This window comes from Actinoalloteichus hymeniacidonis, assembly GCF_014203365.1.
GTDB lineage: Bacteria > Actinomycetota > Actinomycetes > Mycobacteriales > Pseudonocardiaceae > Actinoalloteichus_A > Actinoalloteichus_A hymeniacidonis.
On record NZ_JACHIS010000001.1, the window covers coordinates 4,613,354 to 4,626,305 of the forward strand.

14 protein-coding genes are annotated in these 12,952 nt (G+C 68.3%); 7 read left to right on the plus strand and 7 right to left on the minus strand.

What is annotated here, in order from left to right; all coding sequences use genetic code 11:
* Positions 1-429: 429 nt before the first annotated feature.
* The 3 genes from BKA25_RS19210 (at position 430) to BKA25_RS19220 (ending at position 3,747) form a co-directional block, all read left to right on the plus strand.
* Positions 430-2,826, plus strand: a complete 2,397-nt coding sequence (locus tag BKA25_RS19210; protein WP_069847797.1) for a phosphoketolase family protein — start codon at positions 430-432, stop codon at positions 2,824-2,826.
* A gap of 82 nt (positions 2,827-2,908) precedes the next feature.
* Complete coding sequence (locus tag BKA25_RS19215) at positions 2,909-3,325, plus strand: ASCH domain-containing protein (protein WP_069847795.1); 417 nt, start codon at positions 2,909-2,911, stop codon at positions 3,323-3,325.
* Positions 3,326-3,381: 56 nt separating this feature from the next.
* Positions 3,382-3,747 (plus strand): hypothetical protein, encoded by a 366-nt coding sequence (locus tag BKA25_RS19220; RefSeq protein ID WP_069847794.1) that lies wholly within the window; start codon positions 3,382-3,384, stop codon positions 3,745-3,747.
* 12 nt (positions 3,748-3,759) lie between these two features.
* Here the strand turns inward: BKA25_RS19220 and BKA25_RS19225 are convergent, their stop codons facing one another.
* Genes BKA25_RS19225 through modA form a run of 3 tightly spaced genes read right to left on the minus strand, consistent with a single transcriptional unit; the run spans position 3,760 to position 6,391 of the window.
* Positions 3,760-4,806, minus strand: a complete 1,047-nt coding sequence (locus tag BKA25_RS19225) for an ABC transporter ATP-binding protein (protein WP_069847792.1) — start codon at positions 4,804-4,806, stop codon at positions 3,760-3,762.
* Positions 4,803-5,615 carry a molybdate ABC transporter permease subunit gene (gene modB, locus BKA25_RS19230; RefSeq protein WP_069847790.1) on the minus strand — a complete coding sequence of 271 codons (813 nt, stop codon included), beginning with the start codon at positions 5,613-5,615 and terminating at the stop codon, positions 4,803-4,805. The genes BKA25_RS19225 and modB overlap by 4 nt, the downstream gene beginning before the upstream one ends.
* The gene (modA, locus tag BKA25_RS19235; protein ID WP_069847788.1) at positions 5,615-6,391 is read right to left on the minus strand and encodes a molybdate ABC transporter substrate-binding protein; all 777 of its coding nucleotides are present in this window, start codon (positions 6,389-6,391) and stop codon (positions 5,615-5,617) included. The genes modB and modA overlap by 1 nt, the downstream gene beginning before the upstream one ends.
* A gap of 247 nt (positions 6,392-6,638) precedes the next feature.
* Between modA and BKA25_RS19240 the strand changes: the two genes are divergently transcribed.
* On the plus strand, positions 6,639-7,856 hold the full coding sequence (locus BKA25_RS19240; protein ID WP_069847786.1) for a GNAT family N-acetyltransferase: 1,218 nt from the start codon (positions 6,639-6,641) through the stop codon (positions 7,854-7,856).
* 190 nt (positions 7,857-8,046) lie between these two features.
* Entirely contained in the window at positions 8,047-8,814 is a 768-nt protein-coding gene (locus tag BKA25_RS19245) for a hypothetical protein (RefSeq protein WP_069847784.1), read from the plus strand.
* A 194-nt stretch (positions 8,815-9,008) separates the two neighbouring features.
* Here BKA25_RS19245 and BKA25_RS19250 read toward each other — a convergent pair whose 3' ends face one another.
* Genes BKA25_RS19250 through BKA25_RS19265 form a run of 4 tightly spaced genes read right to left on the minus strand, consistent with a single transcriptional unit; the run spans position 9,009 to position 11,250 of the window.
* Positions 9,009-9,587 carry a hypothetical protein gene (locus tag BKA25_RS19250; protein ID WP_157420996.1) on the minus strand — a complete coding sequence of 193 codons (579 nt, stop codon included), beginning with the start codon at positions 9,585-9,587 and terminating at the stop codon, positions 9,009-9,011.
* A gap of 10 nt (positions 9,588-9,597) precedes the next feature.
* Positions 9,598-10,407: an Fpg/Nei family DNA glycosylase gene (locus BKA25_RS19255; RefSeq protein WP_069853411.1), complete on the minus strand. Its 810-nt coding sequence runs from the start codon at positions 10,405-10,407 to the stop codon at positions 9,598-9,600.
* Complete coding sequence (locus BKA25_RS19260; RefSeq protein ID WP_069847780.1) at positions 10,407-10,772, minus strand: hypothetical protein; 366 nt, start codon at positions 10,770-10,772, stop codon at positions 10,407-10,409. The genes BKA25_RS19255 and BKA25_RS19260 overlap by 1 nt, the downstream gene beginning before the upstream one ends.
* Before the next feature lie 4 nt (positions 10,773-10,776).
* Positions 10,777-11,250, minus strand: a complete 474-nt coding sequence (locus tag BKA25_RS19265) for a ribose-5-phosphate isomerase (protein WP_069853410.1) — start codon at positions 11,248-11,250, stop codon at positions 10,777-10,779.
* A gap of 98 nt (positions 11,251-11,348) precedes the next feature.
* Between BKA25_RS19265 and BKA25_RS19270 the strand changes: the two genes are divergently transcribed.
* Both BKA25_RS19270 and BKA25_RS19275 read left to right on the plus strand, forming a co-directional pair.
* Positions 11,349-12,110, plus strand: a complete 762-nt coding sequence (locus BKA25_RS19270) for a 2-phosphosulfolactate phosphatase (RefSeq protein ID WP_069853409.1) — start codon at positions 11,349-11,351, stop codon at positions 12,108-12,110.
* A gap of 19 nt (positions 12,111-12,129) precedes the next feature.
* The gene (locus tag BKA25_RS19275; protein ID WP_172803751.1) at positions 12,130-12,948 is read left to right on the plus strand and encodes an MBL fold metallo-hydrolase; all 819 of its coding nucleotides are present in this window, start codon (positions 12,130-12,132) and stop codon (positions 12,946-12,948) included.
* Positions 12,949-12,952: the final 4 nt, after the last annotated feature.

Here is a 12,952-nt window from a genome sequence, read left to right on the forward strand (position 1 = left end):
GAGGTTCGTCCCAGATAGTGGTTTGAGCAGAATCGTCGGTGGCGCTTCGATCTTTTCGGGAATCGTTGTCATCAAACTCGAATAGAATCGGCTGAACCACTCAACGTCATGCGCCGCAGCAAATCGGCGGGCATGCCAATGGTTCCCCCAGAACCTTGACGAGTAGATTCTCGACGCATCGAATAGCGGAAGCGTAACGCGCGCCGAGTGGTCGATCAACGGTTCACCGACTCGTCGGGCAACTTTGTGAAAAACCTACAAGACATGGCGGTCGTTCGACACACGTCCGACCCCGGATCGGCGGCGGGTTCGGCGCGCAGAGCAACCCCTGACCCGCCCGTCCGCTGCCGCGCCGGCGTTTCATCGGTCCGGCGATCGGGCAAGCTCCAGGCGCCAGCGAGAGACCTCCAGCGTCTTCGGGAGTCGTCGATGACGATCGGAACCGAACCGCACGATCCGCTCGACGCGAGTGAGCTCGAGAGCCTGCACCGCTGGTGGCAGGCGGCGAACTACCTGTCCGCCGGGCAGATCTATCTGATGGCCAACCCGCTCCTGCGCGAGCCGTTGCGCCCGGAGCACATCAAGCCTCGACTGCTCGGCCATTGGGGCACGACACCGGGTCTGAACTTCGTCTACGCCCATCTGAACCGGGCGATCATGCGCCGCGATCTCGAGATGATGTACGTGATCGGCCCGGGCCACGGCGGTCCCGGTCTGGTCGCCGCGTCATGGCTGGAAGGCAGTTATGCGGAGATCTACCCCGATGTCGGACACGACCTCGATGGCCTGACCCGGCTGTTCACCCAGTTCTCCTTCCCCGGTGGGATCCCCAGTCATGTCGCCCCGGAGACGCCCGGGTCCATCAACGAGGGCGGTGAACTCGGCTACTCGCTGGCGCACGCCTACGGTGCGGCCTTCGACAATCCCGGGTTGACGGTCGCCTGTGTGGTCGGCGACGGCGAAGCCGAGACCGGTGCGCTGGCGACCTCGTGGCATTCGACCAAGTTCGTCGATCCCGCACGGGACGGCGCGGTTCTGCCGATTCTGCACCTCAACGGGTTCAAGATCGCCAGTCCGACGGTGCTCGCCCGGATTCCCGAGGAAGAGCTCCGCTCACTGCTACGCGGGTACGGCCATGAGCCTCGGTTCGTCATCGGGGACGAGCCCACCGCGATGCACCAGTCCTTCGCCTCGGCCCTGGACGACTGCCTCGACGACATCGCCGAGTTCCAAGATCGGGCCCGCCGCAGGAACACGCCGGACCGGCCCAGGTGGCCGATGATCGTGCTACGGACCCCGAAGGGGTGGACGGGGCCACCGACCCTGCACGGCAAACGGGTCGTCGGCTCCTGGCGAGCGCACCAGGTTCCGCTGCCCGGACCGCGCACGGATCCCGAACAGCTTCGTCAACTCGAGGACTGGCTGCGCAGCTACGGCCCCGAGGTGCTCTTCGAACCGGGGGGTGCGCCGATCCCGGAGATCCGCGAGCTGCATCCGGTCGGCTCTCGGCGGATGAGCGCCAGCCCGCACGCCAACGGAGGACTGCTGCTGCGGGCGCTGCGGCTACCCGACTTCCGCGAGTACGGCGTGGCGGTCGACCGACCCGGCGCGACCACGGCCTCGGCCACCGGGGTGCTCGGTGAGTTCCTGCGGGATGTGTTGCGGTCCAACGCCGAAGAGGGCTCCTTCCGGCTGTTCTCTCCCGACGAGAACAACTCCAATCGCCTCGGCGCCGTGTTGGACGCGACCGGCCGCAATTGGAACGCGGTCCGCGAACCGGAGGACGATGCTGCCCTCGCCGTGGACGGCAGGTTGATGGAGATGCTGTCCGAGCACACCTGCCAAGGATGGCTGGAGGGCTACCTGCTGACCGGCCGACACGGGTTGTTCTCCTGCTACGAGGCCTTCGTGCACATCGTGGACTCGATGTTCAATCAACACGCCAAATGGCTGAAGGTCACGCGGGAACTGCCATGGCGCAGACCGATCGCCTCACTCAACTATCTGCTCACCTCGCATGTCTGGCGGCAGGACCACAACGGTTTCACCCACCAGGACCCTGGATTCATCGATCACGTGATGAACAAGAAGGCCGAGATCGTCCGGGTGTATCTGCCGCCGGACGCCAACACGCTGCTGTCGGTCACCGATCATTGCCTCCGCAGCAAGGACTACGTGAACGTCATCGTGGCGGGCAAACAGCCCGAGGCGCAGTACCTCGACATCGAGGCGGCGGCGACGCACTGCACCAAGGGCATCGGAGTCTGGGAGTGGGCCAGCAACGATGCCGAGGGCGGACCGGACGCGGTGCTCGGCTGTGCCGGGGATGTGCCCACCTCGGAGGTGCTCGCGGCGGTGGACCTGCTTCGGACCCGACTTCCGGAACTGCGGCTGCGCGTGATCAACGTCGTCGATCTGATGCGCCTGCAGGACGAACGACAGCATCCGCACGGCCTGTCCGACATCGCCTTCGACTCCCTGTTCACCACCGACCGGCCGGTCATCTTCGCCTACCACGGCTATCCATGGCTGATCCACCGATTGACCTACCGCCGGGCCAACCACGAGAACTTCCATGTGCACGGCTACAACGAGGAGGGCACCACCACCACGCCCTTCGACATGTGCGTGCTCAACAAGATCGACCGATACCACCTGGCGATCGACGTGATCGACCGCGTCGGCGGACTCGGTGCCGCCGCCGATTACGCGCGTCAGGAGTTCCAGGACACGCTGATCCGACATCGGCGGTACGTCACGACCCACGGCGAGGATCTTCCCGAGGTGCGGGACTGGTCGTGGCCGTCGTGGAACAACCGGAGTTGAGACGGCTCGTCCGGCGCCGCGATCCGGTGGCCCAGCTGGCGCCCACCGCCTCGGTGAACCGGGCGGGGTTACCCTCGCCGACGTGCCACCCGAAGATCTTCCCCGCGCCGAGTTCGGCTTCCCGGGTCCGCTGCGGGATCTCCTGCTCCGGGCGATCCACGAGGGACGTAAGACCACCACCACAGCCTTGTTCACCGAGTTCGAGGCTGCGGACGAGCCATTGCCCAAGCCCGGCAGCCGCGAGGTGCTGATCGACTCGGCAGGCCTGCCGGTCGGGGTCATCGAGATCGTCGAAGTCCGCCGTCTTCGACTGGCCGAGGTCGACCTCGCGCATGCGATCGCCGAAGGCGAAGGACATCGTTCGGTGCACGATTGGCGCGTCGACCACGAACGCTTCTGGCACAGCCACGAATTCCGCGACAGCCTCGGGGATCCCGACTTCGCCGTGGATGACGACACCCTGGTGGTGACGCAGCGATTCCGACTCATCTCACGGTGAGGGCCGAAGGGTCGCTTCGGATCGATGGCACCGCCGATCGATCTAAGCTGAGCGTCATGTCCGCCGAATCGCACGGTAGTTCACCGGCTTCCGACGATGTCGCAGCCAGCATCGCCGCGCGGCGCAGTCTGGGGCCGGATTCCGAGGATGCGGTGATCGCGGCCTTCCTCGACCGAACCGGCGAGTCGATCGATCGTCGGGTCGAGGAACGGGTCGCCGCCGAGTTACAGGGCAGGGAGACCAAGGCCGCCGCGAACTGGTACGGCAAGCAGCGCAGGGACTCCCAGGCCCTCGCACTGGCGATCGTCTCGCTGGTCCTGGCCGTTCCGATCACGATCCTCGCCCCGGTGGGATCGGGGACGTTGATCGTCATCTGGCTGGCGATCGTCGCGTTGAACCTCGGGTTCCGCTTCTCCGGCTGAGCACCGATCGACTCAACACGGATAGACCCGGATCTCGCTGGTGCGCACCGTCGCGAACAGCGCGCTGCCCGGGGAGATGCCGAGTTCGGCCACCGTTGCCGGGGGGACGTCGGCCGACACGGCGGGGTTGCCGTCGAGTCGGATCCGAACGCCACCGCCTGCGGCCGCCACCTCGGCCACCCGGACCGGCCAGGAACCGGGTACGGCGGCGCGATGCAGCCGGACAGCGCTGGGTGGGAAGGCGAGGAAGACCGAGCCGGTCGTCTCGGCGGCGAACTCCAGGCGGCCGCCACCGTCGATCTCGACGAGACGGCCGTCCGAGGTGGCGCGACACAGGTTCAAGCCGACGAGCGTGGCCACGTAGTCGGTGCGGGGCCTGCTCGCGATCTCCAGCGGGGTGCCCTCCTGCACCACGCTCCCGGATTCCAACACGACGAGCCAGGTCGCGAGCGTCAGCGCATCCAGCAGGTCGTGGGTCACCAACACCGCACAGCCGTCGAACTCCGCGAGCTGCGTGCCGAGTTCGGCGCGCACCGACAGGCGGGCGTTCGCGTCGAGCGCCGCCGTCGGCTCGTCCAGGAGCAACAGGTCGGGCCGTACCGCCAGGGCCCTGGCCAGCGCGACCCGCTGGGCCTGCCCGCCGGACAGGCTGCCGGGCATGCTGTCGGCCAGCGCAGCGATGTCCAGGCGCCGCAGCCAATCCAGGGCGGCAGCCCTGGCCGGGCCGCGTTTGATCCCTCGGGATCGTTGGCCGAACGCGACGTTCTCCAGGGCGCTCAGCTGGCCGAAGAGCCGGTGATCCTGGAAGACCACGCCCAACGGCCGTTTCGAGGTCGGGACGAAGCGGCCGGACTCCCCCGGCTCGTCCCACACCTTCTCGCCCAAGGCGATCCGGCCTTCGTCCAGCGGGGTCAGCCCGGCGAGAGCCCGCAGGGCCGTGGTCTTGCCCGCGCCGTTGGGGCCGAGCAGGGCGACCGTCTGGCCTGCCCTCGCTCGCAGGGTCACGTCGAGCCGGAATCCGCCGGCCCGCTGCACGACCAGCCGCGCGTCCAGACTCATCGCAGGCCCCCCACCCAACGCTCTCGTAGCGTGATCAGCACCAACACGCAGACCGCCAACAGCACGAGGCTGAGCACCACGGCGGCGTCCGGGCTGCTCTGCAGCGCCAGGTACACCGCGGAGGGCATGGTCTGCGTCGTGCCGGGCAGGTTGCCCGCGAAAGTGATGGTGGCACCGAACTCGCCCAGCGCACGTGCCCAGCACAGGACGGCCCCCGCCAACACGCCCGGTGCGACGGACGGGAGGGTGACCCGCCGGAAGGTCGTCCATCGGGACGCACCCAGGGTCGCGGCCGCCTCCTCGAATCGCCGGTCGGCACCACGCAACGCTCCTTCCACCGAGAGCACCAGGAAGGGCATCGCGACGAAGGCCTCCGCGATCACCACCGCGACGGTGGTGAACGGGATCGTCACGCCGAACCAGGCGGTCAGGTGCTCGCCGAGCAGGCCTCGACGGCCGAGCAGCAACAACAGTGCCACGCCGCCGACCACCGGCGGCAAGACCAATGGCAGCGTCACCAGCGCCCGCAGCAGCCTGCGGCCGGGGAACTCCGATCGGGCCAGCACCCAGGCCAGGGGCACTCCGAAGAGCAGGCACACCACGGTGGCAGCGGTCGCGCAGAGCACCGAGAGCCGCAGCGCCGCCAATACCTCCGGGCCGGCCAGTCGGGCGGGCAGTTCCGCCCACGGTGCCGCGACCACGAGTCCGACGAGCGGGCCGATCAGGAAGAACGCGGCCAGCACGGCGGGCACCAGCACCAGCGGGGGCACGCCCCCGATCTCGGTCCGTCGCGAGGATCGCCCGACCATCACGGGGCTTCGAAGCCGAGTTCGGTCAGCACCTCGGTGCCTCTGGCCGAGCGAACGAACTCGATGAAGGATTCCGCGAGCCCGGCCTGCGGGGCATCCTCGACGAGCGCGATCGGGTAGTCGTTGACTACGTCCTGGGACTCGGGAAAGTCGATGCCCACGACGGTCTCGCCCGCCGATCCGACGTCGGTGCGATACACCAACCCCGCATCGGCCTCGCCGAGGACGACCTTGGTCAGAACGGCCTTGACGTCCTGCTCCTCGGTATCGGGTGCCGGGGTGAGTTCGGCGACGTCGAAGACGGCGGCGGTGGCGGCACCACAGGGCACCTCCGCAGCGCAGAGCGCGACGGTGTTGCCCGCTTCGGCCAGGTCCTCGAGGCCCTCGACATCTGCCGGGTTGTCCGGTGGCACCGCGATCCGAAGCCGGTTCGCCGCGAACAGGACAGGGTCCTGCGCCACGACACCCGCATCCACCGCCCGATCCATCGTCGGCACGTCGGCGGTGGCCAACACATCGGCTGGCGCGCCCTCCGCCAGTTGGTGGACCAGCGCGCCGCTGCCCGCGAAGCTCAGCCGAACGGTGACGCCGGGATTGGCCTGCTCGAACCGGGTGCCCAGCTCGGTGAAGCCCTCGGTCAGGGACGCGGCGGCGAAGATCGTCAGCTCTCCCGAAGCGCCCTCCGGTCCACCGCCTGTCTGCTGGCCGGTCGTGCCACAGGCCAACAACGGCAGCGCGCATAACAGCAGTGCGATTCGGCGCGAGGCAAGCGTCATAGCGTCTCCCGTCTTGTTCCGCTTCATCGTCGCTATCGAGGTCGATCGTCCGAATCTACGGCCTCATTGTGGTTAGACAATCCGCATCCTCGGTCAACCGAACGATGTTGTCCAGCCTGGCCGCCATGCCGAATCGACAGGCGCCGCCGCATCGCCGCAGAGGGGGCTTCAGGCCGTCGTCGGCCGCAGCACTCGGACGGGGTAATTGCCTTGTCAATCACGAGTTCATCCCGGTAATACGACCGGCATGACCGACGACGGACTGACCACGCGAGCGCTCACCGACGCCGACTTCGACCAGTTCCGCGACGTCGCGGCGGGGGCCTTCCTCACGTCCGACCCCGAACTGTGGGAGGTCAACAGGGCCCTGTTGGAGATGGACCGCACCCATGGGGTCTTCGAGGGACCGGAGTTGATCGGCGGCGGCAGCATCCTGACCAGGGATCTCACCCTTCCCGGCGGGGTGCGGCAGCCGGTGGCGGCGGTGACCTGGGTCGCCACCGCACTCGGACATCGTCGTCGTGGCGTTCTCAGCACGGTGATGGCGACCCAGTTGACCGGTCTCCACGAGGCGGGGGCCGAGCCGATCGCCTGCCTCGGAGCCTCGGAGGGCGGCATCTACCGCAGGTTCGGTTACGGCGTCACCACCGAATGGGCCGACACCGAGGTACCGGGCAAATCCCCGTTTCGCCCCGAGGTGGACCTGGGCGAAGATCGGGTTCGCGAACTGCCTCGAGATCGGGCCTGGGCGCTGATCGGCGATCTCTACGAACGGACCGCCGCCGAGACCGGCTGGATGTCCCGGACGCCATCGCAGTGGTCGTTGCCCCTGCTGGACACCCCGAGTGTCCGGGCGGGCGGCAGTGCCCTGCATTTCGCGCTGCACCCGCAGGGTTATGCGATCTATCGCGTGCACTTCGGCAGCGATGCGCGCGGTCCCCGATACCGGTTGACGGTCATCGAGCTGGTGGCCACCACACCCGTCGCCCATGCCGCGCTCTGGCGGTATCTGCTGGACGTGGACTGGGTCGCCGAGGTCCGTTATCCGAAGTGCCCGGTGACCGACCCGATCAGCTCGCTGCTCGCCGACGGCAGGCAGGCCATCCGCAGACACCTGGATGCACTGTGGCTCCGCATCGTCGATGTGGACCGCGCGCTGGCCGCCCGGCACTACTCGGCGCCCCTGGACGTGGTCTTCGAGGTGGTCGACCGTCGCTGCCCATGGAACGAGGGTCGGTGGCGGCTGTCGGTGGATCAGGCGGGCACCGCGACCGTGGTGGCCACCGCCGAGGCGGCCGACCTCACGATCGGCGCCGCCGAACTGGGGGCGATCTTCCTCGGGTCCACCCGGTTGAGCACCCTCGCCGCAGGCGGGCTGGTGCGGGAGCATCGTGCGGGGGCGATCGCCGCCGCCTCGCGTTCCTTCCTCGCCGATCCGGTGCCCTATTGCACCGTTGATTTCTGACGAGCAGCTGCCAGTCCACTATGGACTCTGCTGTACTCGTGGTTCGCAGTGAACGCGCGATGGTGCAAGGGATTTCGGGCTCGACGGCTAGATCCACTCCACCGGGGCGTACACCGAGCCGACACCAGGAACCGGTAACGTCTGAATCGTCGGTTTTCGCGGCACTGCCGCGCCGAGAACTGGAGGATTCGTGGGCACCGCAATCGTTCTGATCGTCCTCGCGGTCGTGGTCATCGGAGGGGCGGTGGTGTTCGCACAACGACGCGCGAAGGCGCGACAACTCGAGTTGGACGACGCCAAGGCCGACGCCCGCCGCTGGGTGGAGCGCCTCGGCGGTCAGGTGATCAACCTGACCGGCAACAACGACGCCTCCAAGCAGGCATTGGCGGACGCCTCCGAGCGGTACACCGCCGCAGGCTCCCAGATGGAACAGGCCAGGACCGCCGAACAGTGCAACCTGGTCACCCAGACCGCGATGGAGGGCCTCTACTACGTGCGGGCGGCCCGCACCGCGATGGGCATCGACCCCGGTCCGGAGCTGCCCGACCTCTTCGGTCAGGGTCGCGCGGGCAAGGTCACCGAACAGCGCGAGGTCGAGTTCGAGGGCAGGCAGATGGTCGCCTCGCCGGAGCCCGACCAGTACGCCTCGCACTACTACCCGGGCGGCGAGGTCGCGGGCAGGCCGGTGCCGCAGGGCTGGTACAGCGAGCCGTGGTGGAAGCCCGCGCTGGTCGCGGGCGCCTGGGGCGTCGGCTCGGCGCTGCTGTTCAGCGCGATGTTCTCCGGAATGTCCGGGGTGCCCACCGACGTCTACGGCGACGGGTACGACGACGGTTTCGAGGCAGGCCAGGAGCACGCCGAGCAGGAGGCCGCGGAAGCGGAGGCCGATTCGGGCGGCGATGACTTCGGCGGCGGAGACGACTTCGGCGGCGGCGATATGGACTTCGGCGACTTCTGATCCTGTGGTGGTCTCACCACCGATGCATCAATAGTCACGAATGTGGTCGACTGACAACGATGCCGTGTCACCCTGAATGCCTGGGGTGACACGGCATTCGTCGTCTTGGTCGTTGTCACGATCCTGCGCGCTCGACGACTGGAGAACCCGCAGTGGCCGTGGGCTACGGCCACTCGCGTCTTACCTTGGACCGGCTATTCCTCCGCACACCGAGGAATCCGCACTTCCGTCTGCGCCACCGCCTCGAATCGGCGTCCCGCCTCGTCCCGATACACCGCACGGATCGCCTTGATCGAGCCCGAACCATCGGCGGCTTCCAGCCCGACCGCGAGGGAGAATTCCTTATCAGGCTCGATCGTCGCTCCCACTGTCTGCTCCCGCGCCGCCCATGCGTCCACGGCGCCAAAGGAAGAGCCCAACGTCTCCGGCGAGGGTGGATAGCCTGCGTCGTTGGCGGGAACCAGGGTCACGGTCCCGTCCTCGGGGTCGGTACCCGGGACCGGCACCAACACGGCCTCGACGAGGGTCATGCCCTCGGCCGAGGTCAGGGTGATCTCCTCGATCACCACCGGACCGGTTCCCCGATTCCACAACGGTTCTACCCTGGTCGCTCTCGGGTTGTCGCCGACCGCCGGGGCGCATAACCGGGACACCGTCTCGCTGAACTGCAACGGCCCCGCGCCCTGTGTGTGGGCGCTGTCGGCGCAACCGGCCACCACGGCCAGCACCATGACTACGGCTGGCAGGGCGCCACGGTTGTCGCCACGGCTCACCGCCTTGACCTCATTCCGGCTGGCAATCCGGACACCAATAGAGCTTGCGGCCCTGTAGTTCCGTCAGCAACACCGTCGTTCCGCAGATCAGGCAGGGCATCCCGGCCCGGCGATAGACGTAGACCTCGCCGCCGTGCCGGTCCTGGCGAGGCGCCCGGCCGGTGACACTCGGATCGTGTTCCGGTCGTACGGTGTCGATCCGGCCGACCCGTACCCCCTCGCCCATCAAGAAGACCAGATCGGTCCAGATCGCGTCCCAGCTCTCCCGCCCCAGCTTGGCGCCGGGCAGCATCGGCGGGATGTTGTGCCGAAACAGGACCTCGGCCCGGTAGACGTTGCCCACCCCGGAGAGGATCGACTGGTCCAACAGCAGCGCGGCAATCGAGGACCTCGACCGTGATATCCGCCGGAAGACCAGGTCGGGGTCGGCATCGGAGCGCAGGGGATCCGGACCGAGCCTGGCCTGCAGCTCGGCGACCTCCGCCGAGTTGAGAATGCGGCAGGCCGTCGGCCCACGCAGATCACTGAAATGATCCGCGCCGATCAGCCGCATCCGAACCTGGCCGACCGGCTCGGTGACCGGCTTCGGATACTCGACGAAGGTGCCGTAGAGCCCGAGGTGGATGTGCACGGTCCGATCGCCGTCGTAGGTGTGCAGCAGGTGCTTGCCGTGTGCCTGTGCCTCGATCATCGTGGTGCCGTCGAGCAGTGCGGCCTCGGCGGCGAAGCGCCCCTGCGGACTGCTCACCGACACCGGTCTGCCCGCGAACAATCGATGATGCAGCAGGGCCAACCGATGGAGGGTGTGTCCTTCCGGCATCAGCTGATCATCCACCAGAGGACGAAGGACACGATCACATAGCCCAGCAGGGCACAACCCGTCACCGCGGCGATGTCGCGCAGCGCGAGCCCGAGATGCAGACTCCGCCCGCCCTTCTCCCTGGCTCGGCCGAGTACGACCGCGAGCACCAGGGCGACGAGTACCGAGGCCGCGCCCGCCACGGGCAACATCACCCCGATGCCGAGCCCGCAGTCGGGAGCGCCGCAGATCTCCTCGATACCGCCCGCCAGCGCGGGCACCGCCGCAGCCTGGACCCGCTCCAGGAGTTGGACGCCCACGACGGTGAGCGGGCCGGCCACGAGGGGCACGAGCCACCAGCGCACCGGTCGGGCGAAGTCAGGCATCTGCTCAGCCTGCGGGAAGCGGCGGCGGGGTGCCGGTCTTCTCGTAGTCGCCGATCAACGTCAGTCGTCGAACATGGCGTTCCTCGCCGGTGAACGCCTCGTCGAGGAATGCGGTGACGATTCCGATCGCCTCTTCCGTGGTGTGCATCCGGGCACCGACGCCGATGAGTTGGGCGTTGTTGTGCCTGCGTGCGAGCCTCGCGGTCTCCTGACTCCAGGCGAGCGCCGCGCGAGCACCGGGCACCTTGTTGGCCGCGATCTGCTCGCCGTTGCCGGAGCCGCCGATCACGATGCCGAGGCTGCCCGGGTCGGCCACCACCCGGCTGGCAGCCTCGATGCAGAACGCGGGGTAGTCGTCGTCGGCGTCATAGGTGTGGGGACCCACGTCGACGACGTCGTGACCGAGACCGCGAAGGTGGTCGGCCAGTTCGCTCTTGAGTGGGAAGCCTGCATGGTCGGCACCGAGGTAAACACGCACGCGCGCAGTCTGCCAGGTTCCCCGCGCAGGGCAAGGAATCGAGGTCGGCCCGCTCGATCCGGTTGCGCCCACTACCGTGAGTGATCTTCGATACGGCCATGGCCGATCCCGCGATCTTCCGACAGTCCGCTCATCGGATCCGATTCGACTGGGGCGTGGAGGGGCTCGACGCGCTCGCGCCGGACTGCGCGGTGTTGGTGGTGATCGACGTGTTGTCCTTCAGCACCACCGTCGACGTGGCGGTCGGACGCGGAGCCACGGTGTTGCCATTGCCGTGGCGCGACGAGCGCGCCGGCGTGGCGGCCACCCAGGCCGGTGCGGTGCTCGCCGGGCCGCGCAGCGGTCCCGGTTGGACGCTGAGTCCGGCCTCGCTGGCCGATCTGCCTGCCGAGACGCTGCTGGCGCTGCCCTCGCCCAACGGCGCGACGTTGTGCGCCAGGGCCGCCGAAGCCGACGGCACGGTGCTGGCCGGTTGTCTGCGCAACGCACGTGCCGTCGCCCGCCTGGCCCGACGACTGGCCGGGACCGAACCGATCGGTGTCATCGCCGCAGGGGAACGGTGGGGGGTGAACGCAGGCCCGGTGCGCTTCGCCATGGAGGACCTGCTGGGCGCAGGCGCGGTGATCGCCGCATTGTGCGCCGACGGCGTCACCGATCCGTCTGTCGAGGCCGAGTTGGCCGCGCTGACCTTCGAGGCCCATCGGGATCGCCTGCCGACCACACTTGCGCAGTGCGTGTCGGGCCGCGAGCTCATCGACGAGGGCTTCGCCTCGGACGTCGAACTCGCCGGACAGCTGGAGATCAGCGACGCGGCCCCCCGATTGGAGAATGGCGTTCTCCGCGACGACCCGACCGTCTGAACGACCGACAGGAGACACCGTGGCCGAGCTCCGAACATCCGACGCCCACTGGGAGCCGATCGCGGACGGCGTGTCGGTCCGCAGGCATCGCGAACTGGATCTGTCGACCGGGCTGGTCGTTGGCGACCGGTCATGCCTGGTCATCGACACCTGCGGTGACCGCAGGCAGGGCGCGGAACTGGCTGCGGCAGTACGCGAGGTCACCCCGTTGCCGTGGATCGTCGTCTACACACACGGCCATTTCGACCATTGCTTCGGCACCGAGGCGTTCCTGCCGTGCCCGATCTGGGGACATGAGGCATTGCCCGGTTTCCTCGCCGAGTCGGCCGTCGAGCAGCGGGCGCTGTGGGCAGCGCGGTATCGGGCGCAGGGCGCCCCGCGGCGAGCCGCCGACCTCGAAGGCTCGCAGGCCCTTGCACCGGACCACACGGTGACCGACCGGGTGGAGATCGATCTCGGCGGGCGCACGGTGGTGCTGGAGCACCTCGGCCCGGCACACACCGATCACGACCTGATCGTGACCGTGCCCGATGTCGATGTCGTCTTCACCGGCGATCTCGTCGAACAGGGGGCGGTTCCGGCCTTCGAAGGCTCCTCTCCGCGCGACTGGGCCGACGTCCTGCTCCGACTCGCGGACCGGGGCACGGCAGCAACGCGTTTCATTCCGGGGCACGGCCATCCGGTCGACACCACATTCGTTCGAACGCAGGCCATCGAAGTACGCGAGTTGGTGGAACTGGCATCGGCGATCAGCCGAGGCGAGGCCGCCGTCGACTCCGCCGGGACGCACCCGTATGGAGCAGCCACCGTAGAGGAGGTCCGCAAGCTGCTCGCGTGATCTG

Bases quoted from the DNA above. Each gene is read 5' to 3' on its own strand.
- BKA25_RS19270 (WP_069853409.1), top strand. From the start codon at position 11,349: ATGGCCGATCCCGCGATCTTCCGACAGTCCGCTCATCGGATCCGATTC.
- BKA25_RS19255 (WP_069853411.1), bottom strand. From the start codon at position 10,407: ATGCCGGAAGGACACACCCTCCATCGGTTGGCCCTGCTGCATCATCGA.
- BKA25_RS19220 (WP_069847794.1), top strand. From the start codon at position 3,382: ATGTCCGCCGAATCGCACGGTAGTTCACCGGCTTCCGACGATGTCGCA.
- BKA25_RS19210 (WP_069847797.1), top strand. From the start codon at position 430: ATGACGATCGGAACCGAACCGCACGATCCGCTCGACGCGAGTGAGCTC.
- BKA25_RS19240 (WP_069847786.1), top strand. From the start codon at position 6,639: ATGACCGACGACGGACTGACCACGCGAGCGCTCACCGACGCCGACTTC.
- BKA25_RS19260 (WP_069847780.1), bottom strand. From the start codon at position 10,772: ATGCCTGACTTCGCCCGACCGGTGCGCTGGTGGCTCGTGCCCCTCGTG.
- modA (WP_069847788.1), bottom strand. From the start codon at position 6,391: ATGACGCTTGCCTCGCGCCGAATCGCACTGCTGTTATGCGCGCTGCCG.
- BKA25_RS19225 (WP_069847792.1), bottom strand. From the start codon at position 4,806: ATGAGTCTGGACGCGCGGCTGGTCGTGCAGCGGGCCGGCGGATTCCGG.
- modB (WP_069847790.1), bottom strand. From the start codon at position 5,615: ATGGTCGGGCGATCCTCGCGACGGACCGAGATCGGGGGCGTGCCCCCG.